The 26,144-nt window shown below is 71.3% G+C and carries 24 protein-coding genes and 1 pseudogene; 8 read left to right on the top strand and 17 right to left on the bottom strand.

What is annotated here, in order from left to right:
* Positions 1–265 precede the first annotated feature (265 nt).
* The gene (locus ACWD5Q_RS14265) at positions 266–991 is read left to right on the top strand and encodes a dienelactone hydrolase family protein (protein WP_451427265.1); all 726 of its coding nucleotides are present in this window, start codon (positions 266–268) and stop codon (positions 989–991) included.
* Between the two features lie 91 nt (positions 992–1,082).
* Here ACWD5Q_RS14265 and ACWD5Q_RS14260 read toward each other — a convergent pair whose 3' ends face one another.
* Together ACWD5Q_RS14260 and ACWD5Q_RS14255 are read right to left on the bottom strand one after the other, a co-directional pair.
* Complete coding sequence (locus tag ACWD5Q_RS14260; protein WP_451427264.1) at positions 1,083–2,120, bottom strand: MerR family transcriptional regulator; 1,038 nt, start codon at positions 2,118–2,120, stop codon at positions 1,083–1,085.
* A complete protein-coding gene (locus ACWD5Q_RS14255; RefSeq protein ID WP_451427263.1) occupies positions 2,114–2,923 on the bottom strand; it encodes a HEAT repeat domain-containing protein in 810 nt (269 codons plus the stop codon). The genes ACWD5Q_RS14260 and ACWD5Q_RS14255 overlap by 7 nt, the downstream gene beginning before the upstream one ends.
* A 441-nt stretch (positions 2,924–3,364) precedes the next feature.
* Between ACWD5Q_RS14255 and ACWD5Q_RS14250 the strand changes: the two genes are divergently transcribed.
* Positions 3,365–3,607, top strand: coding sequence for a DUF6480 family protein (locus ACWD5Q_RS14250; protein WP_451427262.1), 243 nt, complete (start codon positions 3,365–3,367; stop codon positions 3,605–3,607).
* A 234-nt stretch (positions 3,608–3,841) separates the two neighbouring features.
* Here the strand turns inward: ACWD5Q_RS14250 and ACWD5Q_RS14245 are convergent, their stop codons facing one another.
* Together ACWD5Q_RS14245 and ACWD5Q_RS14240 are read right to left on the bottom strand one after the other, a co-directional pair.
* Complete coding sequence (locus ACWD5Q_RS14245) at positions 3,842–4,123, bottom strand: type II toxin-antitoxin system RelE family toxin (protein ID WP_451427261.1); 282 nt, start codon at positions 4,121–4,123, stop codon at positions 3,842–3,844.
* Between the two features lie 5 nt (positions 4,124–4,128).
* Positions 4,129–4,410 carry a type II toxin-antitoxin system Phd/YefM family antitoxin gene (locus tag ACWD5Q_RS14240; protein WP_451427260.1) on the bottom strand — a complete coding sequence of 94 codons (282 nt, stop codon included), beginning with the start codon at positions 4,408–4,410 and terminating at the stop codon, positions 4,129–4,131.
* Between the two features lie 394 nt (positions 4,411–4,804).
* Between ACWD5Q_RS14240 and ACWD5Q_RS14235 the strand changes: the two genes are divergently transcribed.
* From ACWD5Q_RS14235 to ACWD5Q_RS14225, 3 genes are all read left to right on the top strand, one after another.
* A complete protein-coding gene (locus tag ACWD5Q_RS14235; RefSeq protein ID WP_451427259.1) occupies positions 4,805–5,734 on the top strand; it encodes a helix-turn-helix domain-containing protein in 930 nt (309 codons plus the stop codon).
* Positions 5,731–5,946, top strand: a complete 216-nt coding sequence (locus ACWD5Q_RS14230) for a DUF397 domain-containing protein (RefSeq protein WP_451427258.1) — start codon at positions 5,731–5,733, stop codon at positions 5,944–5,946. The genes ACWD5Q_RS14235 and ACWD5Q_RS14230 overlap by 4 nt, the downstream gene beginning before the upstream one ends.
* A gap of 455 nt (positions 5,947–6,401) precedes the next feature.
* Positions 6,402–7,100, top strand: coding sequence for a hypothetical protein (locus ACWD5Q_RS14225; RefSeq protein ID WP_451427257.1), 699 nt, complete (start codon positions 6,402–6,404; stop codon positions 7,098–7,100).
* Positions 7,101–7,404: 304 nt separating this feature from the next.
* On the opposite strand, the gene ACWD5Q_RS14220 is transcribed toward ACWD5Q_RS14225, so the two are convergent.
* The 7 genes and pseudogenes from ACWD5Q_RS14220 to ACWD5Q_RS14190 all read right to left on the bottom strand — a co-directional run bounded on the left by ACWD5Q_RS14220 (position 7,405) and on the right by ACWD5Q_RS14190 (position 14,336).
* Positions 7,405–8,421, bottom strand: a complete 1,017-nt coding sequence (locus ACWD5Q_RS14220) for a TIGR03842 family LLM class F420-dependent oxidoreductase (protein WP_451427256.1) — start codon at positions 8,419–8,421, stop codon at positions 7,405–7,407.
* An 11-nt stretch (positions 8,422–8,432) separates the two neighbouring features.
* Complete coding sequence (gene hydA / locus ACWD5Q_RS14215; RefSeq protein WP_451427255.1) at positions 8,433–9,836, bottom strand: dihydropyrimidinase; 1,404 nt, start codon at positions 9,834–9,836, stop codon at positions 8,433–8,435.
* Between the two features lie 115 nt (positions 9,837–9,951).
* Positions 9,952–10,107: pseudogene (locus ACWD5Q_RS14210) on the bottom strand (acyltransferase); the annotation flags it as partial.
* Positions 10,108–10,225: 118 nt separating this feature from the next.
* Entirely contained in the window at positions 10,226–11,509 is a 1,284-nt protein-coding gene (locus ACWD5Q_RS14205) for an aspartate aminotransferase family protein (protein ID WP_451427254.1), read from the bottom strand.
* Positions 11,506–12,348, bottom strand: coding sequence for a nitrilase-related carbon-nitrogen hydrolase (locus tag ACWD5Q_RS14200; RefSeq protein ID WP_451427253.1), 843 nt, complete (start codon positions 12,346–12,348; stop codon positions 11,506–11,508). The genes ACWD5Q_RS14205 and ACWD5Q_RS14200 overlap by 4 nt, the downstream gene beginning before the upstream one ends.
* Positions 12,349–12,531: 183 nt before the next feature.
* Positions 12,532–13,953 (bottom strand): hypothetical protein, encoded by a 1,422-nt coding sequence (locus ACWD5Q_RS14195; protein WP_451427252.1) that lies wholly within the window; start codon positions 13,951–13,953, stop codon positions 12,532–12,534.
* Between the two features lie 131 nt (positions 13,954–14,084).
* Complete coding sequence (locus tag ACWD5Q_RS14190; RefSeq protein ID WP_451427271.1) at positions 14,085–14,336, bottom strand: helix-turn-helix domain-containing protein; 252 nt, start codon at positions 14,334–14,336, stop codon at positions 14,085–14,087.
* A 314-nt stretch (positions 14,337–14,650) separates the two neighbouring features.
* Between ACWD5Q_RS14190 and ACWD5Q_RS14185 the strand changes: the two genes are divergently transcribed.
* Positions 14,651–17,353, top strand: coding sequence for an ATP-dependent Clp protease ATP-binding subunit (locus ACWD5Q_RS14185; RefSeq protein ID WP_451427270.1), 2,703 nt, complete (start codon positions 14,651–14,653; stop codon positions 17,351–17,353).
* A 210-nt stretch (positions 17,354–17,563) separates the two neighbouring features.
* Here ACWD5Q_RS14185 and ggt read toward each other — a convergent pair whose 3' ends face one another.
* Together ggt and ACWD5Q_RS14175 are read right to left on the bottom strand one after the other, a co-directional pair.
* Positions 17,564–19,360 (bottom strand): gamma-glutamyltransferase, encoded by a 1,797-nt coding sequence (gene ggt, locus ACWD5Q_RS14180; protein ID WP_451427251.1) that lies wholly within the window; start codon positions 19,358–19,360, stop codon positions 17,564–17,566.
* Between the two features lie 273 nt (positions 19,361–19,633).
* On the bottom strand, positions 19,634–20,185 hold the full coding sequence (locus ACWD5Q_RS14175; RefSeq protein ID WP_451427250.1) for a GNAT family N-acetyltransferase: 552 nt from the start codon (positions 20,183–20,185) through the stop codon (positions 19,634–19,636).
* Between the two features lie 51 nt (positions 20,186–20,236).
* On the opposite strand from ACWD5Q_RS14175, the gene ACWD5Q_RS14170 reads away from it, so the two are divergent.
* The gene (locus ACWD5Q_RS14170) at positions 20,237–20,818 is read left to right on the top strand and encodes a TetR/AcrR family transcriptional regulator (protein WP_451427249.1); all 582 of its coding nucleotides are present in this window, start codon (positions 20,237–20,239) and stop codon (positions 20,816–20,818) included.
* Positions 20,819–21,033: 215 nt separating this feature from the next.
* Positions 21,034–22,602 (top strand): alpha/beta fold hydrolase, encoded by a 1,569-nt coding sequence (locus tag ACWD5Q_RS14165; RefSeq protein WP_451427248.1) that lies wholly within the window; start codon positions 21,034–21,036, stop codon positions 22,600–22,602.
* Positions 22,603–22,754: 152 nt separating this feature from the next.
* Here ACWD5Q_RS14165 and ACWD5Q_RS14160 read toward each other — a convergent pair whose 3' ends face one another.
* From ACWD5Q_RS14160 to pcaDC, 4 genes are all read right to left on the bottom strand, one after another.
* On the bottom strand, positions 22,755–23,195 hold the full coding sequence (locus tag ACWD5Q_RS14160) for a DUF6278 family protein (RefSeq protein ID WP_451427247.1): 441 nt from the start codon (positions 23,193–23,195) through the stop codon (positions 22,755–22,757).
* A 78-nt stretch (positions 23,196–23,273) separates the two neighbouring features.
* Complete coding sequence (locus ACWD5Q_RS14155) at positions 23,274–24,053, bottom strand: exodeoxyribonuclease III (protein WP_451427246.1); 780 nt, start codon at positions 24,051–24,053, stop codon at positions 23,274–23,276.
* Positions 24,054–24,132: 79 nt separating this feature from the next.
* On the bottom strand, positions 24,133–24,768 hold the full coding sequence (locus tag ACWD5Q_RS14150) for an MBL fold metallo-hydrolase (protein ID WP_451427245.1): 636 nt from the start codon (positions 24,766–24,768) through the stop codon (positions 24,133–24,135).
* A 73-nt stretch (positions 24,769–24,841) separates the two neighbouring features.
* The gene (gene pcaDC, locus ACWD5Q_RS14145; protein ID WP_451427244.1) at positions 24,842–26,140 is read right to left on the bottom strand and encodes a bifunctional 3-oxoadipate enol-lactonase/4-carboxymuconolactone decarboxylase PcaDC; all 1,299 of its coding nucleotides are present in this window, start codon (positions 26,138–26,140) and stop codon (positions 24,842–24,844) included.
* Between the last annotated feature and the right edge of the window lie 4 nt (positions 26,141–26,144).

Raw genomic sequence — 26,144 nt, 5'->3', positions numbered from 1 at the left:
ACCCGCTGGCTGCCCCAGGCCGACCACCCCCACACCGCAACCACCCGAAAGCCGCAGATCATCGAGCTACAGCGCGGTTCACCACCACGCTCTGAAACAAGTCGCAACCCTCACCGAACATGTCCGCCTGAAACAGCAGCAGGGTTAAACACCAAGCTGAGCTGAGCCGCTGACGGGGTGGTTCCGGAATACGCCAGAGACCTGCCTTCTGCCAGCGGCAAAACACCGGCCCGACCGGGCTCGACGATCACTACAGTCCAGGCTCATGACGACAGTCACAACGCGCACGATCGAATACGCGGCCGACGGCCTGACGATGATCGGGCACCTCGCGCTCCCGGCCGGTGTCGACCGCCGGCCCGCGGTCCTGGTCGGGCCCGAGGGGGTGGGGCTCAGCGACGTCGAGCGCCGCCGGGCCGATGCGCTCGCCGAGCTGGGATACGTGGCGCTGGCCTTCGACCTCCACGGCGGGCGCTATTTGGGCGACCCTGAGGAGATGTTGGCCCGTTGCATGCCGCTGCTCGCCGACCCCGACCGGATGCGAGGCATCGGCCACGCGGCGCTCGACGTGCTCCGCGCCGAGCCGCGGACCGACCCGGACCGGATCGCCGCCGTCGGCTACGGCACCGGGGGCGCAATCGCGCTGGAACTCGGGCGCGACGGCGTCGACCTGCGCGCGATCGCGACAGTCAACGGACTGACCACGGGCCGACCAGGCGAGACGGCGCGCCTTCACTGCCCGGTGTGGGCCGGGGTCGGGTCGGAAGACCCGATCATGCCGCCCGCGCAACGGGACGCATTCACCGCCGAGATGCAGGCTGCGGGCGTCGACTGGCGCCTCGTGGTCTACGGCGGCGCCTTGCACGCCTTCCATCACCCACCGGTCGACCACATCGTGCTTCCCGGGGTCGGTTATCACCCTCAGCACGCGCAGCGAGCTTGGCGGGACGTCATCGACCTGCTCGCCGAGTACCTGCCCATAACGGAGTGATCTGGGCAGACTGGGGTTTGTTCACAGGCTCTGACACTCAGGGGCTGCATACCGTCGGGACAGGGTGCCGCAGCGCGTGGGCCGCGCGCCGTCAGGAATCCTCGTCGTCTCGGTCCTCGGGGGACCGCTCGTCGAGAACCGTGACGAAGGCCGAGGCGACGAGGGCGACAGCGCGGTCGTCGTCGTGGGCCAGTTGGCGCAGGACCTCCTGCACGGTGGGCCCCGACAGCTCGACCAGCGCCTGAGCCAGACGTATCCGCGTCGCGGAGTCCGCGGTGGGCGCGGCGAGTTCGTCGACCAGCGCGGTCAGAATCCGGTCCGCACACCCGGGGTCCTGGGACAGCGTTCCGAGGACCTCCGCCGCGTCGACGTCGTTGGAGCCCTCGACCACCATGCCGACGAGTGTCGGCACAGCCGCGGTCACCCCACGCCTGCCCAACACCACAGCGGCGTGCCTGCGTACCGTCGTGTCCAGGTCCGCGAGGGCGTCCGCAAGCACCGTGGTCGCGCCCGTGGCCTCGGGCATCTCGGCGATTGCCAGCACCGCGCGCCGCCTGATGTCGACGTCCTCCGAGTGCATGCCGGCGGCCAGTGCCGCCACCCCGTCGCCGCCCGATCGGGCGAGCGCCCAGCGCAGGGCGCCCGCGACATTGGGGTCACATTCGGCCAGGACCGCCCCGGCCAGCAGCTCGGCGGGAACCGACACGCCCTCCGGCCGGGCCAGGACGGCCTGCTGCCTGCGCGCGGCGCTGGTCGAGTTGAGCCCCTGCATGAGCTCGACGGCGCGCAGGACGTCCTGCCAGCCGGTAGGCGCCGACGCGTCGATCGCGCGGAGCCGCACGAGCAGTTCCTGTTCCCGCGCCAAGCGGTCTTCCGTCCACCGGATGAGGTCGCTGACCAGGACGGACGGCGTGAAGGCCGGGTCCTCCAGCGCGCGTCCGATCTGCTTGAGCGAGAGCCCGAGGGACCGCAGGCTCTCCACGTGGAAGATCCTGCGGACGTCTTCGGCGGAATACTCGCGGTAGCCGCCGACGGTGCGACCGGTCGGTCGCACCAGCCCGAGGACATCGTAGTGCCGGAGCATCCGGGGGCTCACCCCCGAGCGACGGGCCACTTCGCCGATCAGCACTCCGCGGTCTCCACAGCTTCCGCGGCCTTGGCAACCTCAGCCGACTCGGTCGTCTCCGTAGGCTCGGCGGTCTCCGCGGCGCCGGTGGTCTTGGTGGTCTCGGCGACTCCGGCCGCGGCGGCAGCGGCTCGTTCCGAGCCGAGTGTGACGACTCGCTTCGCCTCGTCGACAGCCGCGTCGAAACCGGTCTCCGGGTTCTGCCGGAGCAGCTCGGTGGCACGAGCGTGGGCGGCCACCGCCGGGTCGGGGCTCGCCGCGGCCTTCTCCAGGGCCGGCTTGGTCACGTCGCCGAGGTCGACGAGGGCCCGGCTCAGGCTCAGCCGCACATCGCGGTCGCCGCGGCCGAGCTGCATGACCAGTTCGTCGCCCAGGTCCTTCTTCCCGTCCTCGGGCACGAGGACAACCGCGACGCGCCACGCGGTCCGCGCGACCTCGTCGTCGGCGTCGCGCAGCATGTCCCGCGTGATCCAGGCCCACGCGGTCTTGTCGCCGATCTTGGAGAGCGTGTGCAACGCCTGACTGCGGGCCCGAGTGCGCTCGGAGTCGAGTTCCTGGCAAATCCGAGGCAGGGTGATCTCCGGCGAGAGGCGGGTCAGCGCCCAGGACAGCATGTCCCGCACGAAGAAGTCCGGCTCGACCGCGCACCGCTCGACGAGCGTCTCCAGGAAGCCGGGGTCGGGGTTCGAACCGAGCGCCAGGGCCGCCTGAAGCCGGACCGACGAGTCCTCGGCGCTCAGGGCGTTGCCCACGCGGGCGTGCTGCGGGGTTCCGTTTGTCGGGTTGATCGAAACCACCTCCTGCACCCAGGGGACACCTTGTCACCATGTCAGGGTCAAGCCCATGACCGGCGGATGAGACCGGGCCATCAACAGCGGCGGGCAGCCGGCGGAGATCGGCGTGGTGGTCGCCACCGTTCAGCGAGCGGTGGCTCGCGTGCAGGCGGTCACCGACCGGCTGCTTGAGCAGGCAGCCCCTGAGTGTCCCGCTGGTCCACGGTGGCCACGTAGTCGCGTGCACGCCGCAGCCCTCGAAAGACTTCACCGGCCGCCCAGATCACCTCGGGCGGAGCCAGGACGCGGATCCGCTGCGGGCGCTGCCGAGACGGAAGCCGACCGCCGCCCCGGACGCCGCGAGCAGAGCTGTTCCTTTTGCCCGATAATGTCCACATAAGGGATGTCTGCGGGGGTGTTCAGCCCCACAGGAAACACAGACACCACATCGACCGGGAGAGTGAGGCGGACAGCATGCGGGACAGGGAATACGGCGGCCCGGACCCCGAGTCGACGCGCACCCCTCGCGTGGAGCCGGGCGGAGTTCCACCGGGCGAGACGCCGCCCGGTGAGGGCAGCACCTCGGGTGCCGCCCCGAACGTGGTCTACGACCGGACACGCGGCTGGGCCAAGGGCCCGTTGTTCGCGATCATGTTTCTGACCGTGCTGGTGGCCGGTTTCTTCCTGGCGTACGCGCTGGCACTGATCCTCCGGTAGTCCGCCACGCACGTCCGGTGCGCGGGGCGGCGGATCCGGCCCGTCCAAGGCTCGGACCCCTTTCCCCGCGCAGGAAGTCATGTGGGACTGGCGTCCCGTCCGCAGTGCGGACCCCGTACCGCCGGCCCTCCCCCACCACCGCGTCGCCCGGGAACCGCGCGCCGAACACCTGGGAAGCCGCGTTCAGCATCGCGCGGGGGCCGCTCGCCGCACTCTCGGACTCCGGAGTCGCGGTCAAGGAACCTGTCGGTAGACATCGCGGCGATTGCCGACGGCCAGGACCCACACGATCAGCGCGCCGTCCTCGATCGTGTGGACAACGCGGTAGTCCCCGGCCCTCAGACGCCACCGGGCACCGTGGCCCTGCAGCGCCTTGACATCGAACGCCGCGGTGTCGCCCGTGTCCATCGCCTTCCGCAGCTCGGTGAGGCGGTACAGGATACGCACGGCGTCCGGGCGCGGGATCTTCAGCATGTCGCGCTTGGCGTGCGGCGTGAACCGCGTGACGTACCCCACGCGGGTCAGCCCTGATCGGCGCGGAGCAAGGCGGCCATCTCTTCGAGCGAGACCGACCCTTCCGTGCCCTCGGACTCGGCCTCGTCGGCCAGCCGGTTCAGCCAGGCCTCTTCCGCGTCCTCGGCCATCCGGCGCAGACGTCGGTATTCCTCGATGTCGATCACGACGACTTCCTGCTTGCCACGCCGCGTGATGATCGTCGGGGTCTCCTCCCGACGAGCACGGTCGATGACATCGGCGAGGTGGCTGCGGACCTCGGCCATGGATTCCACCACCGGCTCACTCATGTCACGAATGTAGCAGATGTACATGAAGGCGGCTTGCCTCTAGTGCGCACCCGCGCCCGGACCGTCTTGCCCGGCCCGCCCGGGCGCGGGTGCCAGTCCCGGCGGGCGGCGGGCGAGGCGGGCGCCGCGCGGAGTGGAGGTGAGGCGCATCTCGACCGTGCGGTCGCCGTCCGGAATGTTGATCAAGTGGGTGGGGGTGGTGAGTTGGTGGGACTCCGGTGGGGGTGGCGGGCTTGGCCGTCATGCCGTCATCGGTGTCGTCGGTGGCGTAGCGTGCCCAGCGGTGACACACCGACGCGGACCGGCTGTGCGCGCGGTGTCTGTACGGGTACGAGGCGCGTGGCGTAACGGCGTTCGCCGGGCGGGCGTTGGGCCGGGAAGGCGGTGGTGGTCGATGGCGGATCGTGCGGGTGGGACGGCCGAGACGGAGGCCGAGGCGGTTCCGGACGGCCAGGGTGACGGGGTCGTCAGTCTCGGGGACGGGTGGGAGAACGACGACGGCGGTGGGCGGCGGCCGGAGGAGGGCGCCGGGAGGGGGCTGGTCGTCGCGTTCGGGCGGAACATGAAGACGCTGCGGCTGCGGGCGGGGCTGGACCGCGAGGAGTTCGGGCGGCGGATCGGGTACTCGGCGGCGACGGTGGCGTCGTTCGAACAGGGGCGGAGGATTCCGTCGCCGAGGACGATCGACAAGGCGGATGAGGCGTTGGGGGCGGACGGGTTGCTGAGCGCGTGGAAGGAGGAGGTGGAGAGGGCCCAGTATCCGGTTTTCTTTCAGGGGATGGCGGCGCTGGAGAAGGAGGCGGTTGAGCTGCTCGCCTACGACACGCTCGTAGTCAAAGGGCTTCTCCAGACCGAGGAGTACATGCGGACCCTTCTCGACATGCGGCGCCCGGTTCTTGACCAGGAAACCATCGAGCAGCGCGTCGCGGCCCGGCTGGGCCGACAGGACATCTTCGACCGCTGGCCTGCGCCCTTGCTGAGTTTCGTGCTGGACGAGTCGGTGCTGCGACGCCCGTACGGCGGAAGGGACGTACTACGAGGGCAGTTGGAACACATCCTGCTGATCGGCCAGAAACGGAACGTCGAGATCCAGGTCATGCCGCTCGACCGTGAGGAAAACGCAGGCGTGGACGGGCCGTTCACGATCGTGATCCGCAAGGACGGCAGGAAGTTCGTGTACGCGGAGGCCCAAGGAACGAGCGCTCTCCAGACCGACCCGGAACAGACAACTCTCGCTGCCGCACGCTATGGGATCATCCGATCACAGGCTCTCCCTCCGCGAGAGTCAACGGAGTTCATCGAAGGGGTGCTGGGATCGCTATGAGCAACGCTGAGTCCTCGACCGTCGCCTCCGGCCTTGCCTGGTTCAAGAGCAGCTACAGCGGAGCCGAAGGCGGCGATTGCGTAGAGGTCGCGGCCGGTACGGCCGTTGTGCACGTCCGGGATTCCAAGGCCGTCGCCGGGCCGGTCCTGGCGGTGTCGCCTGAGGCGTGGGCAGGGTTCGTCGGGCTCGCTTCATCGGGGCGGGGTGTCTGACGCTCGCACGGCCACGAAAGCCCTGCCGATCCCTGCCGGACGGCAGGGCTCTCGCGTAGGCGGGTGCCTGGTCGGCTCACTGCCCTGTGCACCCGGTTCCCAGCCGGCCTCTCGGAGGCGGCGCGCATCTCCGCCTTGCGGTGGGCTCGGTAGAGGGTGGCGGCTCCGGCGCGCTGGTCATGATGCGTGACGGGGCGGACAAGCCGGGCTTCTCCTGGCCGCACGCACGCCCCGAACCGGTGGTCTCCAAAGACACCGCCGCCCAGGGCCTCGCTGCGACATAAAGGGCACACCATAGCGAGCGCAGCGAAACTCACGGACCGTCAACTCCCGTGCTGTCACTGCCCGGCCACGGAGCGAGTTCGCCCTTTCGCCGCACAGGGAGTCATGTGAGACTGGCATCCCGTCCGCAGTGCGGACTCCCTTCCGCACCGTCCCCCCACGAGAAGTGCGCCGTGCTTTCGCTGCCTCTGCCGCTCGCTCTGACCGCGCGTCTGCTGCCGGTCGCCGTGCTCGCCTCAGCCGGCTGGGCCATGTCGTCCGGGCCCCTCGCCGCGGCCCCGGCCGCCGGCCAGAAGGCGGCGCCGGGACCCCAGAGCACCCAGGACACGGTGAGCGGCTCCCCCGGGTCCGCGTCGCCCCCGGCGCCGCAGGCCACGGCCAAGGCCTACGCCACCGCGCCCGCGCCGTGCTCCGCCCTGACCAAGAACACGATCACCTCGCTCGTGCCGGGCGCCAAGACGGCCGGCAAGGAGATCCCGTCGACGGACGCCTCCATCCGGCGCACCTGCACCTGGAACGCGCTCAAGGGCTTCGACTACCGCTGGCTCGACGTGACCTTCGAGGTCATGGCCTCGCAGGCCGCGGCGCAGACGACGTACACGCAGCGCACCACGGAGAAGAGCGGCGGGGGCACGGTCCCCGGTGTCGGCGACGCCGGCTACTCGGTGGTGAACCTGAGCACCGAGGACAAGCAGCAGACCCGCGAGGGTGTGGTGCTGATCCGCTCGTCCAACGCGCTGGTGTCCGTCACCTACAACGGCAGCAACTTCGAGACGAAGAAGGCGCCCGGCACCGACGAGATCAACAAGGGTGCGATCAAGGCCGCCCGGGAGGCGGTGACCGCGCTGGAGAACGGCCGGAAGCAGAGCTGACCGACCGTCCTCCGCCCGCGGCCGGGCCGTCAGGCCGTGCCCTCCTCGCGGCGCCGCGGCGGCATCAGCGCCAGCCCGCGCAGTAGTCGTACGAGCAGGTTCCTCTGCTCCGCATCTGCCCCCTCTCCCGGCCTCGGGTCCGATCCGGCACTCACGGCCGAGAGGACCGGCTGAGACCGGCTCGACCGTGGTCCGGTGCGCTCCCTGGTGACGCCCCCGTGCGGGGGTGTCACCGGTGGTCCCCTTCCCGGGGGAGCGGGAAGGGGACGAGCGAGGATGGGGGACCCCGAAGACCCTCCGTGGACTAACCGTTGATCGCCGGGAAGACCTGGGCCCCGTAGGTGTCGATGACGGCTTCCTGCGCGTCGTGCATGGCGTAGAGGGCGAACTGGTCGACGCCGAGGTCACGCAGCGCGGTGAGCTTCTCGATGTGCTTCCCTACCGGGCCGATCACGCAGAACCGGTCCACGATCTCGTCGGGCACGAACCGGGTGTCCGGGTTGTCGGCGCGCCCGTGGTGCGCGTAGTCGTAGCCCTCCCGGGCCTTGATGTAGTCGGTGAGTTCGCCGGGTACGGAGGCGGAGTGCGCGCCGTACCTGGCGACGAGGTCGGCGACGTGGTTGCCGACCATGCCGCCGAACCAACGGCACTGCTCGCGGGCGTGAGCCAGGGCCTCGGGCGAGGCGTCGGCCGTGACGTACGCCGGGGCGGCGACACAGATGGTCAGCTCGTCCGGGTCGCGGCCGGCCTGCTGCGCCGCCGCCCGCACGGCCTTGACCATCCACTCGGTGAGGATGGGGTCGGCGAGCTGGAGGATGAAGCCGTCGGCCTTCTGCCCGGCGAGCGCGAGCGCCTTCGGCCCGTACGCCGCCATCCACACCGGCAGCTTCCCGTTCCTGATCCACGGGATACGGATCGGATTGCCGTCCACCACGGCTTCCTGGCCCTCGGCGAGGTCGCGGATGACGTCGATGGCCTCGCCGAGGCGGGCGAGGGTGTTGGGCTTGCGGCCGGCGACGCGCATCGCGGAGTCGCCGCGGCCGATGCCGCAGACGGTCCGGTTGCCGTACATGTCGTTGAGGGTGGCGAAGGTGGAGGCGGTCACCTCCCAGGTACGGGTGCCGGGGTTGGTCACCATGGGGCCGACGTGGAGCTTGGTGGTGTGCTCGAGGATCTGGCTGTAGATCACGAACGGTTCCTGCCACAGCACGGCCGAGTCGAAGGTCCAGCCGTAGCGGAAGCCGTTGCGTTCGGCTCTCTTCATCAGGCTGACGACCCGCGAGGCCGGCGGGTCGGTCTGCAGGACGAGTCCGAAGTCCATGAGCGCCACTCCTAGGTGAGGTACTGGCAGGTGGAGCGGGGGGTGTAGACGCCGTGTCCGGCGCGTCCGGTGAACTCCCGCTCGGTGATGACGGGTTCGCCACGCGAGAGGACGGTCTCGACCCGGCCGGTGACGCGCTTTCCCTCGTACGCCGAGTAGTCGACGTTCATGTGGTGCGTCTGGGCGGACATCACCTGCTCGGCGTGCGGGTCGTAGATGACGATGTCGGCGTCCGCGCCCGGGGCGATGGTGCCCTTCGTCGGGTAGAGGCCGAACATCCGGGCCGGGGCGGCGCAGGCGATCTCGATCCAGCGACGGCGTGAGATATGACCGTCGACGACGGCCTGGTGCAGCAGATCCATCCGGTTCTCGACGCCCGGAAGACCGTTGGGGATCTTGGAGAAGTCGCCCCGGCCCAGCTCCTTCTGTCCCACGAAGCAGAAGGGGCAGTGGTCGGTGGAGACCACCTGGAGGTCGTTGGTGCGCAGGCCCCGCCACAGGGCCGCCTGGTGCTCCTTGGGGCGCAGGGGCGTCGAGCACACGTACTTGGCGCCCTCGAAGTCCGGCTCGGCGAGGTTGTCGGTGGACAGGAACAGATACTGGGGGCAGGTCTCACCGAAGACGTTGAGGCCCTCGTCGCGCGCCCGGGTCAGCTCGGCGACCGCCTCCTGCGCCGAGACGTGCACGACGTACAGGGGTGCCCCGGCGACCTGGGCGAGCTTGATGGCGCGGTGGGTGGCCTCGGCCTCCAGCAGGGCCTTGCGGACCTCGCCGTGGTAGCGCGGGGCCCTCTCGCCGCGGGCCAGCGCCTGCTCGATCAGCACATCGATCGCGATGCCGTTCTCGGCGTGCATCATGATCAGTCCGCCGTTCTCGGCGGAGCGCTGCATGGCGCGCAGGATCCGGCCGTCGTCGCTGTAGAAGACGCCCGGATACGCCATGAACTGCTTGAAGGAGGTGACACCCTCCTCGACCAGCAGATCCATCTCCTTCAGCGTCTCCTGGTTGACGTCGGAGACGATCATGTGGAAGCCGTAGTCGACGGCGCACCTGCCCTCGGCCTTGGCGTGCCAGGCGTCCAGGCCCTCGCGCAGGGGGCGGCCGACGCTCTGCACCGCGAAGTCGACGATGGTGGTCGTGCCGCCCCAGGCGGCGGCCCGGGTGCCGGTCTCGAAGGTGTCGGAGGCGAAGGTGCCGCCGAACGGCAGCTCCATATGGGTGTGGGCGTCGACACCGCCCGGGATGACGTACTTGCCGGTGGCGTCGATGGTCCGCTCGGCCGTGAAGGCCGCGGCGGCCGGGGTGCCGGACGCGGCGAGGGCGGCGATGCGGCCGTCCTCGGTCAGGACGTCGGCGTGGATCTCGTCGGAGGCGGTGACGACGAGGCCACCGCGGATGACGGTACGACTGCTCATGCTGCCTCTGCTCCCTTGGCTGGCGTGGTCAACACTGCTGTCGTGGCCGCCGTGCGGGGCGGCCGTCGCCGCCGGCCCGGTCTGTGCCCGGCCGGACGGGCACGGGGGCGGCCGGTCAGGGAGCGGTCGGCGGCCCGTAGGCGTCCGGGGCCCGGTCCCGGTGGAACTGCCGGCGGTCGCGCGCCTCGGGCAGCTTCACCAGGTCCAGGTCGCGCACGACCGGCGCGGTCTCCTTGTTGCTCGCCACTTCGCCGACGAACTGCGCCTTTGGGGCGCTCCGGCCGGTGTCGGCAGCCGGCCGCGCTCAGCCCTTCGGGCCTGTGCGCTCCCCCGGGCTCCCGGCACCGGCACGCCCCTTCGGCTCACTCGCCCTGCTCCGCCGCTTCCTCCTACCGGACGCTTCTGAGGGCCCGTTCGAGGATCGCCGCGCCCTCCTCGGCCTCCGCGACGGTGAGCGTGAGCGGCGGGGCGATGCGCAGGACGCTGGTGTTGTGCCCGCCGCCCTTGCCGATCAGCGCTCCGCCCTCGCGGGCGGCTTCCAGCACGGCGGCCGCGGCGTCCGGGTCGGCCTCGTCGGTGCCGGGCCTGACCAGCTCGACACCGATCATCAGGCCGCGCCCGCGCACCTCCCGGACGACCGGGAGCTGCGCGGCGACGGCCCGCAGCCGCTCGATGAGCAGTCCGCCGACCCGCCGGGCGTTGCCCTGGAGGTCGTGCTCCAGCAGATAGGTGAGGTTCGCGACCCCCGCAGCCATGGTGACCTGGGTGCCGCCGAACGTCGAGATGGAGTTGGCGTCCAGGCAGTTCATGATCTCGGCCCGGGCGACGACCCCGCCGATGGACATGCCGTTGCCGATCCCCTTGGCGAAGGTGAGGATGTCCGGCGGCCCGCTCCGACCGTGTGCCTGCCAGCCCCAGAAGTGGTCGCCGGTGCGGCCCCAGCCGGTCTGCACCTCGTCGGAGATCCACAGGATGCCCCGCTCCCGGAGCACCTCCCGGAAGGCCGCGTACAGCCCGTCGGGCGGCGAGGTGAAGCCGCCGACGCCCTGGATGGGCTCGGCGATCAGCGCCGCGGGCGGCCGGCCCTGCCCCAGCAGGTCCTTCAGGTCCTCGACGCAGGCGGCGATGAAGTCGGCGTCACTCAGGTGGGCGAACGGGCCGCGGGTGCGGACGCCCCCGTGGACGTACAGGGTCCCCAGCGGCGACAGCGAGGTGGGGGACCAACCGCGGTTGCCGGTGACGCCGACCGCGCTGAAGGAGCGGCCGTGGTAGCTGTTGCGCATCGCCAGGATCTGGTTGCTGCGCCGGTAGGTGGTCGCGAGCAGCAACGCGGTGTCGTTGGCCTCGGTGCCGGACGTGGTGAAGAAGACGCGGGCGTCCGGGATGCCGCTCAACTGGGCGATTCGCTCGGCCAGTTCGACCATCGGCCGGTTGAGGTAGAGGGTCGAGGAGTGGATGATCCGGCCCGCCTGCTCACTCACCGCCTTGGTGACCTCGGGCAGGGCGTGCGCGGTCATGGTGGTGAGGATCCCGCCGAAGAAGTCCAGGTACTTCCTGCCGTCGGCGTCCCAGACGTGGCGGCCCTCGCCGTGGGTGATCTCCAAGGGGTTCTCGTAGTAGAGCGCGAGCCAGTCGGGCAGGACGGCCCGGTGGCGGGCGTACAGGGCGGTCACGGCTTCACCAGTCCTTCGTACGCGTCGGGGCGGCGGTCGCGGTAGAACGCCCATTGCTGCCGCACTTCTTCGATGAGGCCGAAGTCGAGGTCCCGGACGACCAGTTCCTCCTCCTTGTCGCTGGCGACCTCCCCCACGAACCGCCCCCGGGGGTCGACGAAGTAGCTCGTGCCGTAGAAGTCGTTGTCGCCGTACTCCTCGCGGCCCACGCGGTTGATCGCGGCGATGAAGTACTCGTTGGCGACGGCGGCCGCGGGCTGCTCGAGCTGCCAGAGATAAGCCGACAGACCGCGTGAGGTGGCGGACGGGTTGTAGACCAACTGGGCGCCGTTGAGGCCGAGTTGTCGCCAGCCCTCCGGGAAGTGGCGGTCGTAGCAGATGTACACGCCGACCTTGCCGACCGCGGTGTCGAAGACGGGCCAGCCGAGGTTGCCGGGCCTGAAGTAGTACTTCTCCCAGAAGCCGTCGATCTGGGGGATGTGGTGCTTGCGGTACTTGCCGAGGTAACTGCCGTCGGCGTCGATCACGGCGGCGGTGTTGAAGTAGAGGCCGGGCTGTTCGATCTCGAAGACGGGGACGACGATCACCATGCCGGTCTCGCGGGCCAGTTCCCGCATCCGGGTGACCGTGGGCCCGTCGGGCACCGGCTCGGCCCAGCGGTAGTGCTCGGGCTCCTGGACCTGGCAGAAGTACGGGGCGTTGAACACCTCCTGGAAGCCGATGACCCGCGCGCCCTGCCGGGCCGCCTCCCGGGCGTGCGCCCTATGTTTGTCGATCATGGATTCGGTGTCGCCGGTCCAGGTGGCCTGGACCAGTGCGGCGCGTACGACGTGGGCCATGATGCCGCTCCTTTGCCTCAAGTCCGGGTGCGGACGTCAGCGCCTCTACGCCCGTAGAACAGGGGGTAGAAGCTCGAACGTAAGCCTCTGGGGCGGGCTTGCCAAGACCATCGTCGTCAACCCGCTGAGTCGATCACGTTTCGCACCCCTGCGGGTGAAGCGGTCGGATGGCCGACGGGCCGCTCAGGTGCTGAATCCGGCGACTCTCAGGGCGTGGACGAGGTCCCAGTGCCGCTCGTCGGAGACGTCCCGGGCCGCCTGGAGGAGCAGCGGCAGGAGCCGCCCGGGATCCGCCGCGACACTGCGGGCCGCCTCTTCGGGGCTCCGCATGCGTACGTAGGCGTCGAGGAGGGCGCGGACCTCGTGGTGCCGTCCTTCGGCGCTCAGGCCCAGCACGGCCGCGCCGATCTCGCTCGCCGGACGTACGACGCCCTGGCGCAGCATCTGTCCCCCGTCCGCGGTGCGGCCCGCGGCGGTGAGCGCGTCGGCGGCGGCGACCAGGCGGTCGACGGGCAGGGACGCGGTCTCCCACAGCAGGGTGGCCCAGTCGGCGCCGAGGCCCGCGCGGTGCAGTTCGGCGGCGAGCAACGGGTAACGGGCGGCGGGCCAGTGGGCGGCCTCGACGAGCAGGGCGTGGGCCTCGCCGCTACGCCCCTCGGCACGCAGCCGGGTGAGCGCCGCGACGGTGTCCGCGGTGATCCGCCGGTCCGCCTGGCCGAGGGGCTCCGCCGCGCGCTCCTCGGACAGCGTCTCGGGCCCGGTGTCCGCGGCTTTGGCGAACCGGGCGCCGCGCGGGCCTCCCCGGCCGGGCGCGGGTGCGGTGCCCGTGGTCACGTCCTGGGCCTCCGCCGCCCCGGCGAACCGGGCACCGCCTCGGAAGCGGCGTCTGGGGCGCTGTTCGGCGGAGGGGGCGGGGTCCGCCGCGACGGGCTCCGCAGGGGCGGCCGGGACGTGGGGCGCGGCGGGCCCGGCAGCCGGGCGGGGGCCGGAGGGTGCCGCCGTGTCCGGGCCGGCCGTGCCGCCGGGGCGCGTCTCGCCCCGGAGTGCCGTCCCGGGTACCTCCACGGCCCGCATGCCCCGCGCGGGCGGGCGCCGGACAGGGTGGTCGAGGGCCGCCATCCGGCGGCGGATCTCCGTGGAGCGGGCCGTGGCACGTGCGTGGTCGTCCCGGGCCCAGGCCAGGTCGACGCGGAGCGAGGAGGCCCCCTCCCGGGTCGTCGCCGACTCCAGGCGCCGGACGAGTTCCGCCTGGCGCTCGGCCGCGTAGCGCTGTTCGCGGAGCATCACATCGAGCCGGTCGCCGAGGGCGTCCCAGCCGTCCGGCCGGGCGTCGTACGCCGCGACCGAGGCACCGTGCAGCACCCGGGCCCGCTCGGCCTCCCGGGCGGCGCTCGCGGGCCCGTAGGCCGCGGCGACATCCTGCAGCAGCGCCTCCACGACGTCCCAGGGAGGCACCTCCCGGCCGTCGAGGCAGGCCCGCATACCGTCGGGATCGCGCTGCCAGAACACCCCGAACCAGCCGTCGTTCCGGTCGAGCCGCGCCAGCAGCCCGTTCAGGTAGTCCGCGAACTCCCTGACCTCGCCCGGGAGTTGTTCCACAGTCATCGCCCAGCTCCCGCCCGACTGGAGTGTTCCGGTCCGCTAGACAACACCAGTCGTGTTACGGCGCGGCTACGGTGAGTTCACGGAGTGGACGCAGAATGCTTCCCTCCTCGGCGGGCGAGGACGTCAGCGGCTCATACCGTGACCGGCGCGCACCGCCCGACGAGTTCGTCCAGGGACAGCCCGAGCGCCCGCGCCAGCGCCGCGACCGTGAAGAACGCCGGGGTCGGCGCACGTCCGGTCTCGATCTTGCGGAGGGTCTCGGCGGAGATCCCCGCACCCGCGGCCACCTCCGCCATACTGCGGCCGCCACGGGCCTCACGCAGCAACCGCCCGAGCCGCTCGCCTCGTTCGTGTTCTTCAGGGGTCAGCGGGGTGCGCACCATGACCCCGATTCTAATACCGGAAGACGCGTACGGCACCCGGTATAATAATTGGCCATCAAGCGAGGACACGGCCCCCGGAAGCCGGCCCGACCGCACGGCCGAGGCGCGGACGAGACGAGGTGCGCGAAGCTGCGGTGCGCACGAGGTGAGCGCACGTTTCTGGACATGCCGCCGGAGTGCGTTCGTGCCATCGTGGTCTACGAGCGCCGCGCGCGCTCCCTCAGGTGTAACCGGGCCCCGTCCGGGCACCCGGCACCGGCACGTCGATCAACGAGCGTGTCCCGGGCCCCGCCGGGACGCCGGAACGGATGGCCATGACCAGCGGCTACGACGGTTCGCAGGGCTACGGCTCGGACCCCTTCCAAGAGTTCTTCCGACGCATCTTCGGTGGCGGGCCGCGCCCGGGTCCGCGCCAGATCGACCTGGGCCGGCTGCTGAGCGAGCCCGCCCGGCAACTGGTCGCCGGCGCCGCGCGGTACGCCGTCGAGCACGGTGCCCGCGACCTCGACACCCAGCACCTGCTGCGCGCCGCCCTCGCCACCGAACCGACCCGGAGTCTGCTGAGCCGGGCCGGCGCGGACCCGGACTCGCTGGCGTCGGAGATCGACCAGCGCTCGGGGCCGGTTCAGCACCCCGAGGACGCCCCCTCCCCCACCTCGCTCTCGCTGACCCCCGCCGTCAAGCGCGCTCTGCTGGACGCGCACGACCTGGCCCGGTCGAGCGGCGCCGGGTACATCGGGCCCGAGCACGTGCTCACCGCCCTGGCCGCGAACCCGGACTCCGCCGCCGGGCACATCCTGCACTCGGCGCACTTCGCGCCGCCCTCCCTGCCGCCCGAGGCGGCCGACACCACCCAGCCGCGCCCGGAACGGCCGCGCCCCGCCGCGACGCCGACCCTGGACAAGTACGGCCGCGATCTGACCGACCTCGCGCGCCAGGGCCGTATCGACCCGGTGATCGGGCGGGACGAGGAGATCGAACAGACCATCGAGGTGCTCTCCCGCCGCGGCAAGAACAACCCGGTGCTCATCGGCGACGCGGGGGTCGGCAAGACCGCCATCGTCGAGGGGCTCGCCCAGCGCATCACCGACGGCGATGTGCCGGACGTCCTGCTCGGCCGCCGGGTGTTCGCCCTGGACCTGGCCGGTGTGGTCGCCGGCACCCGCTACCGCGGCGACTTCGAGGAGCGCCTCACCACGATCGTGGGCGAGATCCGCGCACACTCCGACGAACTGATCATCTTCATCGACGAGTTGCACACGGTCGTCGGCGCGGGCGGCGGCGGCACCGAGGGCGGGGCCATGGACGCGGGCAACATCCTCAAGCCCGCCCTGGCCCGGGGTGAACTCCACATCGTGGGCGCCACCACGCTGGAGGAGTACCGCCGGATCGAGAAGGACGCGGCGCTGGCCCGCCGCTTCCAGCCGATCCTGGTGCCCGAGCCGTCCGTCCCGGACGCCATCGAGATCCTGCGCGGGCTGCGCGACCGCTACGAGGCCCACCACCAGGTCCGCTACACCGACGAGGCGCTGGTGGCCGCCGTGGAGCTGTCCGACCGCTATCTCACCGACCGCCATCTGCCGGACAAGGCGATCGACCTGATCGACCAGGCCGGCGCCCGGGTGCGGCTGCGCGCCCGGACCAAGGGCACGGACGTACGGGCCATGGAACGCGAGGTCGAGCAGCTCGCCCGGGACAAGGACCAGGCGGTGGCCGACGAGCAGTACGAGCACGCCACCCGGCTGCGCGATCGCATCACCAAGCTGAAGGAGCGGATCGGGGAGGCCTCCGGGGAGACCGAGGCGGACGAGGGACAGCACCTGGAGGTCACCGCCGAGGCCGTCGCGGAAGTGGTCTCCCGGCTGACCGGCATCCCGGTCAGCCGGCTCACCGAGGAGGAGAAGCAGCGGCTGCTCGGCCTGGAGGAGCATCTGCACGAGCGGATCATCGGGCAGGACGAGGCGGTCAGCGCGGTCGCCGACGCGGTGCTGCGCTCGCGCGCCGGGCTGTCCGGTCCCGACCGGCCCATCGGCAGCTTCCTCTTCCTCGGCCCGACGGGCGTCGGCAAGACGGAGCTGGCCCGCGCCCTCGCCGAGGTGCTGTTCGGCAGCGAGGAGCGCATGGTCCGCCTCGACATGAGCGAGTACCAGGAGCGCCACACCGTCAGCCGTCTGGTGGGCGCGCCGCCCGGGTACGTGGGCCACGAGGAGGCCGGCCAGCTCACCGAGGTGGTGCGGCGGCATCCGTACTCGCTGCTGCTGCTCGACGAGGTCGAGAAGGCGCATCCGGACGTCTTCAACATCCTGCTGCAGGTCCTCGACGACGGCCGGCTCACCGACGCCCAGGGCCGCACGGTGGACTTCGCCAACACCGTCATCGTGATGACGAGCAACCTCGGCTCCGAGGCGATCACCCGGCGCGGCGCGGGCATCGGGTTCGGGCCGGGCGGCGCCGAGGCGGACGAGGAGGCGCGCCGTGAGCAGATCCTGCGTCCGCTGCGCCAGCACTTCCGGCCCGAGTTCCTCAACCGCATCGACGAGGTCGTGGTCTTCCGTCAGTTGACGTCCGACCAACTGCGGCAGATCACCGACCTGATGCTCGACAGGACGCGGCGCCGGCTTCAGGCCCAGCACATCGAGGTCACCTTCACCGAGCGGGCCGTCGACTGGCTGGCGCAGCGCGGCTTCCAGCCGGAGTACGGTGCCCGCCCGCTGCGCCGGACCATCCAGCGGGAGGTCGACAACCAGTTGTCCCGGCTGCTGCTGGACAGCCGGATCGAGCGGGGCGGCCGGGTCATGGTGGACGCCGAGAGCGGACACCTGGTCTTCCGGCCGGAGCCGCCCGCCCACGGGGAGCCGGCCGGGGCCGACGGTGCACCCCAGCCGGGTGCGCGGAGCGCCATGGAGCCCGGCGAGGGTGCCGCTCCCGCTCACTCCGGCGAGGATGTCGCGCCTCCCGCGGTGCAGGGCGGCGAGACGGCCCGCCCCGAGGGGAACGGGGCCGCCCGCCCCGAGTGAGCCGCCCGCCTGCCGTCAAGAGCTCCGAACAAAATGGGCGTCCGATCAGCTCGCGGCGTCTGGTGCGTGCGATCGCAAGGCGCCGGAAGGTCCTCGTAGCGGAGCTACTAGGGCCTTTTGGCAACGCGGCTGGGGGTCCCCCCTGCTCGAAGAGCTTGGGGGAGTGCGTGCCAGACGCCGCGAGCCGGGCGCCCATTTTGTTCGGAGCTCTTAAGGCGCCGGATCCACGACCATCGCGGATCCGCCGCCGCGCCGTACCTTCTCGGCGGCGGCCAGCCACTTGCCGTCGGGCAGCCGCTGCACCCCGGTGGCGGCGCCGATCTCCGGGTTCAGCGTGAAGGAGTGCCCGATCGCCTCGAGCTGGGTCCGCAACTCGCTGTTGTAGAGGCCCGGTTCGAGTTCGGTCTTCGCCGCGTTGCGCTGGCTGGCGCGCGGTGCGGCGATGGCGTCGACGAGCGGCAGATGCCGGTCGAGGAATCCGGTCAGGGTCTGCAGCACGGTGGTGATGATGGTCGCGCCGCCGGGTGAACCGAGCGCGACGACCGGCCGGCCCTGCCGGTCGAGCACGATGGTCGGCGAGATGGACGAGCGCGGCCGCTTGCCCGGACCGGGCAGATTCGGGTCGTGGACGGCCGGGTTGGCGGGCGTGAAGGAGAAGTCCGTCAGTTCGTTGTTGAGGAGGAAGCCGCGGTGCGGGACGGTGATGCCGCTGCCGCCCGTCTGCTCGATGGTGAGCGTGTAGGAGACGACGTTGCCCCACTTGTCAGCGACGGTGAGGTGCGTGGTGTTCTCGCCCTCGTACGTCGTCGGGGCCGCCGTTCCCCCGGCGCCGCAGGCCGCGGGCCGGCGCGGGTCGCCGGGGGCGAGCGGGCTGGTGAGCACCGCGTCGTCCTTGATCAGGCAGGCGCGGGAGTCGGCGTACTTCTGGGACAGCAGCCCCTGCGTGGGCACGTCCTCGAAGGCGGGGTCGCCGACCCAGCGCCCGCGGTCGGCGAAGGCGATGCGGCTCGCCTCGATGAAGTGGTGCAGGTACTGCGCCTCGCTCGCCTTGGCGAGGTCGGTCCGCTCCAGGATGTTGAGTGCCTCGCCGACCGTGGTGCCGCCGGAGGAGGACGGTGCGATGGAGTAGACGTCGAGGCCGCGGTACGAGGTCTTGGTGGGCGCCTGGAGCTTGGCCCGGTAGGCCGCGAGGTCCTTGTCGGACAGCGTGCCGGGGCGGGCGTTCCAGCCCGAGGCCGGGTCCACCGGGGGCTTCTCGACGGTGGCGACGATGTCGTCGCCCAGATCGCCGTGGTAGATCGCGCCGATACCCTTCCTCCCCAGCTCCGCGTAGGTGCGGGCGAGGTCCGGGTTCTTGAACGTGGAGCCGACGGCGGGGAGCGCGCCTCCCGGCAGGAACAGCTTGGCGGTGTCCGGGAAGTAGCGGAAGCGGGTCTCGTTGGACGCGGTCTGGGAGCGGAAGGTGTCATCGACGGTGAACCCGTCGCGGGCTATGCGCTCGGCCGGCTTCAGGACCGTGCCGAGCCGTCTCGTGCCCCACTCGTCCAGGGCCTTCTGCCAGGTGGCGGGGGTGCCGGGGGTGCCGACGCTCAGGCCGCTGCTGACCGCGTCGGCGAAGGGGAGCGCCTTGCCGTTCTCCGTGAACAGGCCGGAGTCCGCGGTGAGCGGGGCCGTCTCGCGGCCGTCGATGGTGTGCACCGTGCGGGACTTGGCGTCGTAGTAGACGAAGTAGCCGCCTCCGCCGATGCCCGCGGAGTAGGGCTCGGTGACACCGAGCGCGGCAGCCGTGGCGACGGCCGCGTCCACCGCGTTGCCGCCCTTCCTCAGGACCTCGATCCCAGCGGCGGAGGCGTCCGCGTCGACGCTCGCCACGGCCCCGCCGTATCCCACGGCCACGGGGACCTTGCCCGGTGCCGGGGTGGCCGGCGGCGGCGCCGCCGCTCCCACCGACACCACGGCGGCCGAGACCGCGCACACCGCCAGTTTCCGTCCGACAGGGCGACGCATTCGTACCTCCAGTCGACGTCCGTCCACGCAGCGTAACCACATTGCCATGGTCTCGTCAGCCCCATTCGAGCACCGGTCCGCTGTGGCCCGCCACCGTGCCCGGCCAGGAACGCTGACGTGCGCGACGTCGGCCTCGGGGTGGTCGCGGCCGGGATCAGCGCCGCGAACCGAACACATCCACCCGCTCGACGACGCCCGCCACCCGCTCAAGCCCCCGCCGCTGGGCAAGGTTTCCGAAGCGACGGCGTGTCCGTCCGACGGAGCCGTCGCCGGTCACCGGCCCGGAGCTCGCCATTCGGGAGCGAGGACCGCCCAGACCTGCTTGTCGTAGCGCACGCCCTCGTACGGCCATGCCTCGCGTCGCACGCCCTCCAGCGTCATGCCGAGCCGCTCGGCCACCGCTGCGCTGCGGTCGTTGTCGGCCCGGCAATGCCATTCGGCGCGGTGCAGCCCCCGGGACATGAAGGCCCAGTCCAACAACGCGCGGCACGCCTGCGTGACCAGACCGTGGCCCTCAGCGGACGGCTCAAGCCAGCAACCGACCTCACACGAACCAGCGGCGGCCTGGAAATCGGTGAACATCACACCGCCGACCAGCACTCCATCCCGCCAGATGCCGTACAGGCGGGCGCCGTCGCCGGCCTGGCGTTCGGCATACCGCCGGAGCGTGGCCCGCGCCCCGTCCACGTCGTCGGTGACGAACGCGGCCCCGACCCACGGACGTATGTGCTCGCGAGCCCGGTCCATGTGCTCATGGAACTCCTCGGCGTGCCAGACCTCCAGCGGCCCAAGGCGAGCACCGTCGCGCAGCGGCAGCGAGAACATGAAAGCCTCCCCATTCACATAACAAGCGTTATGACAATGTACCGTGGCAGCATGCCACGCACCAAGGGAGATCACGAAGCCCGCCGTCGCGACGTCTCCGAAGCGGTCTGGCAGGTCATGGCCACACGCGGCTTCGCCGGCCTGACCCTGCGCGCTGTCGCCGCCGAACTCGGCGCGACCACCGGCCTGCTCACGCATTACTTCCCCGCCAAACGCGCGCTGCTGGAGTACGCCCTCGACCTGCTCGAACAGCGCACCACATCCCGCCCCCGCCGCGGTGCGGGCAAAGGTCTGGCCGGCCTCAGGGACGCACTGCTGGACATCCTGCCGCTGACCCCCGAAGCCACCGACAGCAACCGCATCTGGGTCTCCTCCTGGGACGCCGCGCTCTCCGACCCGGCCCTGTGCACCGACTACGCCCGCAAGTACGCACAGAGCCGCGACAGACTCAGCGAGCGGGTGGCCGCGGCCCAGGAACTCGGCGAACTACGCCCCGGCGACCCCGCACACATCGCGGCCGGCGCACAGGCCTTCGTTCTCGGCCTGGTGGTCCAAGCCCTGTTCGACCCGGCCTCGTTCCCGCCGCAGCGGCAAATCGAGTTGCTGGACGACTACCTGGCGGAACTCCGTTAGGTCTTTCGGTCGGCCGCGCTTTCCGGCTACCCGCTCACCCGCGACTCCCGGTCGACGTACGGGACTTGCACACCCTCCGCGAAGAGGTCAACGGCCCGCATCCGTAATGCGACGTCACCAATCGTTACTCCCACGTAACTTACCGACGGGTTACCGTTGGTAAGGACATGAGGTTACCGTCTGGTCACTTTGCACTGGCACGTGAGGAGTGACCCGTGGGAAACCACCGCAAGGCCCTGCGCACGACCACCGTGGGTGCACTCTGGGCGACGCTGATCGCCGGCAGCGCTCTCGGGTTCACCCCGGCCGCCCAGGCAGCGTCGAACGACATCCGCTTCGTCGACATCACGGGGGACGGCGGGACGGTCCTCAAGGGGAACGTGGTCACGCCCGCGGGCGCCGACGGCACGCGCCGCTATCCGCTGATCGTGCTCCCGACGAGCTGGGGCCTGCCGCAGGTCGAGTATCTCGCCCAGGCCCAGAAACTCGCGGACTCCGGCTATGTCGTGGTCACGTACAACGTCCGGGGGTTCTGGCAGTCCGGCGGCGAGACAGAAGTGGCGGGCCCCCCCGACATAGCCGACGCCTCCAGGGTCATCGACTGGGCGCTCGCCAACACCCCGTCCGACGCCCGGCACATCGGGATGGCGGGCGTCTCCTACGGCGCCGGCATCAGCCTGCTCGCGGCCGCGCACGACCAGCGCATCAAGGCGGTCGCCTCGCTCAGCGGCTGGGCGGACCTGATCGGCTCGATCTACTCGGGGCGCACCCAGCACGTCCAGGCGGGTGCTTTGCTGGACGGCGCCGGCACCCTCACCGGCCGTCCGAGCCCCGAACTCCGGCAGGTGTTCGCGGACTTCTTCGCCTCCGACCTGGCGAAGGAGCCGGATCTGATCGCCTGGGGAAGGAAACGTTCCGCCGCTGCCCACGTCGACGAGATCAACAAGAACGGCACGGCGTTGCTGCTCGCCAACACCTGGGGCGACACGATCTTCCCGCCCAACCAGTACGCCGACTTCTACGAGAAGCTGACGGTCCCGAAGAGACTGGAGCTGCGCCCGGGCGACCACGCCACGGCCGAGCTGACCGGGCTGTTCGGGCTTCCCAACGATGTGTGGACCGACACCGAGCGCTGGTTCGGCCACTACCTCAAGGGCGAGGACAACGGCATCGACCGCGAGCAGCCGGTGGAGCTCAAGCCCCGCTCCTCGGGCGGGTACGAGGGCTACCCCGACTGGAAGTCGGTGGGCGCGACGCAGCGGAAGCTCGACCTCGCGGGAACCACCACGATCCATGCCAACGTCGACTCCGGCGCGGACGGCGGGGTCGTCCTGCTCTCCAGCGTCCTCGACCAGCTCGTCCAGGTGCCGCCGATCGCGTCCGTCCCGCTGCTGCCGCGCCGGTACGCGGCCGTGTGGCAGTCCCCGAAGTACGCCACCGTCCAGCACATCCGCGGCACGGTGAAGCTGCACACCACCGTCACCGGCACCAAGGAGAGCGGCACCCTCGTCGCGTACCTCTACGACGTGGGCCCGCTCGGCCTCGGCAAACTGGTCAGCAACGCGCCGTACACCTGGCACGGACTGACGCCCGGCAAGCCGTTCGGCGTCGACCTGGAGCTGTTCTCCACGGCCTACGACGTCCCGGCCGGGCACCGGCTCGCGCTGGTCGTCGACACCGTCGACCCGCTCTACATCGAGCACAACCCGTCCGGCGCGCAGCTGACCTTCTCCTCGCCCGCAGCGGACCCGTCCTACGTGTCCGTTCCGCTGCGCGAGCAGTGATCTTCGACTGCCACCGGCCGGGCCCACCCCGGTGAGCTGGTGCTGCCCTCCCCCCGCGGTCTCGGTGGCCGTGGGGGATCCCTCCACGGCCACCGAGACCGCGGGGACGAACGGCCCATCCTAGTCGAGGTTCCGACCCGCGGTCCGCCCGGCTAGAACTCCGTCACCTCGGCATAGACCTGCGTCAGTTCGGGAGCGCCGGTGTCCGCCCAGGTATGGCCGGCCTCGACCACGTCGATCTCGCGCCCCGAGGCCAGCCGGACCACGGGATGGCCGCTCGGCCAGACCACCCAGGTCGCCCCGGGTACCGTACGCACGATCACCGTGCCCAGATACAGACCCGCGTCGTTACCGAGCCAGGGCGCGATCTCCTCGTCGTCGCGCCAGCGCGGCACGATCTGGTCGAGCGCCTCCAACGACGCCGCCGAGTCGTCGAGTTCGACGCCCGCCTGCACGGCCTGGGAGCGCAGCAGCTCGCACTCGGAGAGGAGTTCGGCGACACTGCCCGGGTCGAGGTCACCGTTGGAGATCACCGCGACGCCCAAGGAGGCGCCGTGTCTCTTGCGCCAGTTGCCCAAAAAAGGGATGTTCATACGCCCAGCGTGTCACCGCGCCACGGCTCGCACTACAGGGCGCGCGGACTCCGGCCGTCATGCCGTCGCGCGAGGCCGCTACAGCCCCAGGTCGACCACCACCGGAGCGTGGTCCGACGCGCCCTTGCCCTTGCGCTCCTCCCGGTCCACGTACGCGTCCTTGACGGCCTTCGCGAACGGCTCGTTGCCGTACACCAGGTCGATGCGCATGCCGCGGTTCTTCGCGAAGCCGAGCTGGCGGTAGTCCCAGTACGTGTAGGGGTGGTCGTACTTCAGCGGGCGCGGGACCACATCCGTGAGGCCGGTCTCGCGCAGCGCGGCCAGGGCGGCGCGCTCGGCGGGGGTGACATGGGTCGCACCCTCGAAGGCGGCGATGTCGAAGACGTCGTCGTCCGTCGGCGCCACGTTGTAGTCGCCCAGCACCGCGAAGGGGCGGCCGCCCGCGGCGTCGCCCGCCACGGCCGCCTTCAGGGCCTCGAACCACTGCAGCTTGTACGCGTAGTGCGGGTGGTCCACCTCGCGGCCGTTCGGCACATACACCGACCAGACGCGGACCGGGCCGCAGGTCGCGGAGACGGCGCGGGGCTCCTGGACGCCGTCGTAGCCCGGATCTCCCGGCAGGCCCTTGACCACGTCCTCGAGGCCGACCCGGGAGAGCACCGCCACCCCGTTCCACCGGCCGGTGGCGTGGACCGCCGCCTCGTACCCCAGCTCGCGCAGTTGGTCGTAGGGGAACTGGGCCTCGGCGACCTTGGCCTCCTGGAGGCACAGCACATCGGTGCCGCTGCTCTCCAGCCAGGCCAGGAGCCTCGGGAGACGGGCGGTGATCGAGTTCACGTTCCAGGTGGCGATGCGCATGCCTCTCAACCTACCCGGCGGGTACGACAACCGGGTGCGCGGTGGCGGGGCCGGGCCCGTCACCCGCGCGCCGAGGCCGTCAGACGTCCGCCGACCCGCCCGGTGCCAGCCGCAGGTGCTCGGCGCCGCCCAGCGCGCCGATCTGGTTGTCGTAGATCGGGCGCGCGAGGTCCGTCAGAAGGGCGTCGTGGATGTCGTACGCACGCCGCGGCTTGACCTCGCGGACGTAGTCGATCACCTCGGAGATCTTGTTCCAGGGGGCCATCACCGGAAGCATCAGCGTCTGAACCGGGTGGTCGGGGACCGTGAGCGCGTCGCCCGGGTGGAAGACCGTGCCGCCGTCGATCAGAAAGCCGACGTTCGTGATGCGCGGGATGTCCGGGTGGATCACCGCGTGCAGCTCGCCGTGCACCTGGACGTCGAAGCCCGCGGCGGTGAAGGTGTCGCCGTGGCCGACGGTGTGCACACGGCCCGGGAACGCCGCCGAGATCTTCTCCGCCACGGAGGCGAGGGTCCAGACCTCCGCGCCCGGGCGGGCCTCCATGGCGGCACGCAGCCGGTCCTCGTCGAAGTGGTCGGCATGCTCGTGGGTGACCAGGACGGCGTCCGCGCCGACCGCGGCGTCCTCCTCACTGAAGGTGCCGGGGTCGATGACGAGCGTGCGCCCGTCCTTCTCGAGCCGGATGCAGGCGTGCGACTTCTTCGTGAGCTTCATGAGCACCATCCTGCCCCCGCCCGGGCGTGCGGAGGCCCCTTTCGGCATGGTGCTCCCCCCACCCGGCTGACGCTCACTCCTGCGGAGTCGTCTCCTCGCGGATGACCTGCTGCGCCACCTTGAACGCGCTGTTCGCGGCCGGTACACCGCAGTAGACCGCCGCCTGGAGCAGCACCTCCTTGATCTCGGCCGGGGTCAGCCCGTTGCGCAGGGCCGCCCGGGTGTGGAAGGCCAGCTCCTCCAGATGACCGCCCGCGACCAGCGCGGTGAGCGTGACACAGCTACGGACGCGCCGGTCCAGGCCCGGCCGGTCCCAGATCTCGCCCCAGGTGTAGCGCGTGATGAACTCCTGGAAGTCCCCGGAGAAGTCGTCCGCCGAGGCCAGTGCCTGGTCCACGTGCGCGTCACCGAGCACCTCACGGCGGATCTTGAGCCCCACCTCGTACGGGTCGGTCCGGCCCGCGGGCTCGGGCGCCGCGGCGGCCGGGGCGATCTCGGCCACGGGCGCCACCGGCGCGGGCGGCGCGATCACCGGCCTGACCGGGGGCGCCGTGATCGCCGTGAGCTGGCCGGTCGTCGCGTCGAACGCGGGCTGCCAGGCGGTCGAGAAATGGTGGACGAGCAGATCGGTGACCGCCGTGGGCTGCTCCACGGGCACCAGGTGGGAGGCGCCGGGGACGACCGCGAGCCGGGCATCCGGAATTCCGGCGACCAGGGTGCGGGCCTCGGCGGGCCCGGTGACCTGGTCCTCCGAGCCTACGAGGACCAGGGTCGGCACGCCGATGCGGCCCAGTTCGGCCCGTACGTCGAAGGCGGCGAGTGCCTCGCAGGCCGCGATGTAGCAGCCGGGGTCGGTGGTGCGCACCATCTGCACGGCCCACTCGGTGATCGCGGGCTGGGCGGCGGCGAACCCCGCGGTGAACCAGCGCTCGGGAGAGGTCCGGGCGATGGGGTCGAGCCCGTTCGTCCGGACGATCACCCCGCGCTGGCGGAACTCGTCGGCCGTGCCGAAGCGGGGCGACGCGGCGATCAGGGCGAGCGAGGCGAGGCGCTCGGGGCGGCGCAGGGCCAGCTCGATCCCCACGGCGCCGCCCAGGGCACAGCCCGCGTAGCCGAAGTGCTGTACTCCGAGTCCGTCGAGCGTGGCCAGCAGCCGGGTGGCCAGGTCGCCGACGGAGTCCGCCGGGTGCGCGGGAGCACCGCCGTGGCCCGGCAGGTCGTACCGGAAGACCCGCCACTGCTGGGTCAGCTCCGGAATCTGCCGGTCCCACATGTGCCATGTGGTACCCAGTGAGGGACCGAGGATCAGGACCGGAGCGTCTTCTGGCCCGTCAAAGCGGTATTGCAGGCTGTTCATCGGTGTCTCACTCACCCGC

This window comes from Streptomyces sp. NPDC002513, from assembly GCF_053595355.1.
Note: the sequence above shows the minus strand (reverse complement) of the source record. Positions and strands in the feature narration are given on the sequence as shown.

Coding starts and splice junctions, on each gene's coding strand:
- ACWD5Q_RS14250 (WP_451427262.1), top strand. CDS start 3,365: ATGCGGGACAGGGAATACGGCGGCCCGGACCCCGAGTCGACGCGCACC.
- ACWD5Q_RS14230 (WP_451427258.1), top strand. CDS start 5,731: ATGAGCAACGCTGAGTCCTCGACCGTCGCCTCCGGCCTTGCCTGGTTC.
- ggt (WP_451427251.1), bottom strand. CDS start 19,360: ATGCGTCGCCCTGTCGGACGGAAACTGGCGGTGTGCGCGGTCTCGGCC.
- ACWD5Q_RS14175 (WP_451427250.1), bottom strand. CDS start 20,185: ATGTTCTCGCTGCCGCTGCGCGACGGTGCTCGCCTTGGGCCGCTGGAG.
- ACWD5Q_RS14240 (WP_451427260.1), bottom strand. CDS start 4,410: ATGAGTGAGCCGGTGGTGGAATCCATGGCCGAGGTCCGCAGCCACCTC.
- ACWD5Q_RS14200 (WP_451427253.1), bottom strand. CDS start 12,348: ATGGCCCACGTCGTACGCGCCGCACTGGTCCAGGCCACCTGGACCGGC.
- hydA (WP_451427255.1), bottom strand. CDS start 9,836: ATGAGCAGTCGTACCGTCATCCGCGGTGGCCTCGTCGTCACCGCCTCC.
- ACWD5Q_RS14185 (WP_451427270.1), top strand. CDS start 14,651: ATGACCAGCGGCTACGACGGTTCGCAGGGCTACGGCTCGGACCCCTTC.
- ACWD5Q_RS14150 (WP_451427245.1), bottom strand. CDS start 24,768: ATGAAGCTCACGAAGAAGTCGCACGCCTGCATCCGGCTCGAGAAGGAC.
- ACWD5Q_RS14170 (WP_451427249.1), top strand. CDS start 20,237: ATGCCACGCACCAAGGGAGATCACGAAGCCCGCCGTCGCGACGTCTCC.
- ACWD5Q_RS14155 (WP_451427246.1), bottom strand. CDS start 24,053: ATGCGCATCGCCACCTGGAACGTGAACTCGATCACCGCCCGTCTCCCG.
- ACWD5Q_RS14190 (WP_451427271.1), bottom strand. CDS start 14,336: ATGGTGCGCACCCCGCTGACCCCTGAAGAACACGAACGAGGCGAGCGG.
- ACWD5Q_RS14195 (WP_451427252.1), bottom strand. CDS start 13,953: ATGACTGTGGAACAACTCCCGGGCGAGGTCAGGGAGTTCGCGGACTAC.
- ACWD5Q_RS14220 (WP_451427256.1), bottom strand. CDS start 8,421: ATGGACTTCGGACTCGTCCTGCAGACCGACCCGCCGGCCTCGCGGGTC.
- ACWD5Q_RS14235 (WP_451427259.1), top strand. CDS start 4,805: ATGGCGGATCGTGCGGGTGGGACGGCCGAGACGGAGGCCGAGGCGGTT.
- ACWD5Q_RS14160 (WP_451427247.1), bottom strand. CDS start 23,195: ATGAACATCCCTTTTTTGGGCAACTGGCGCAAGAGACACGGCGCCTCC.
- ACWD5Q_RS14265 (WP_451427265.1), top strand. CDS start 266: ATGACGACAGTCACAACGCGCACGATCGAATACGCGGCCGACGGCCTG.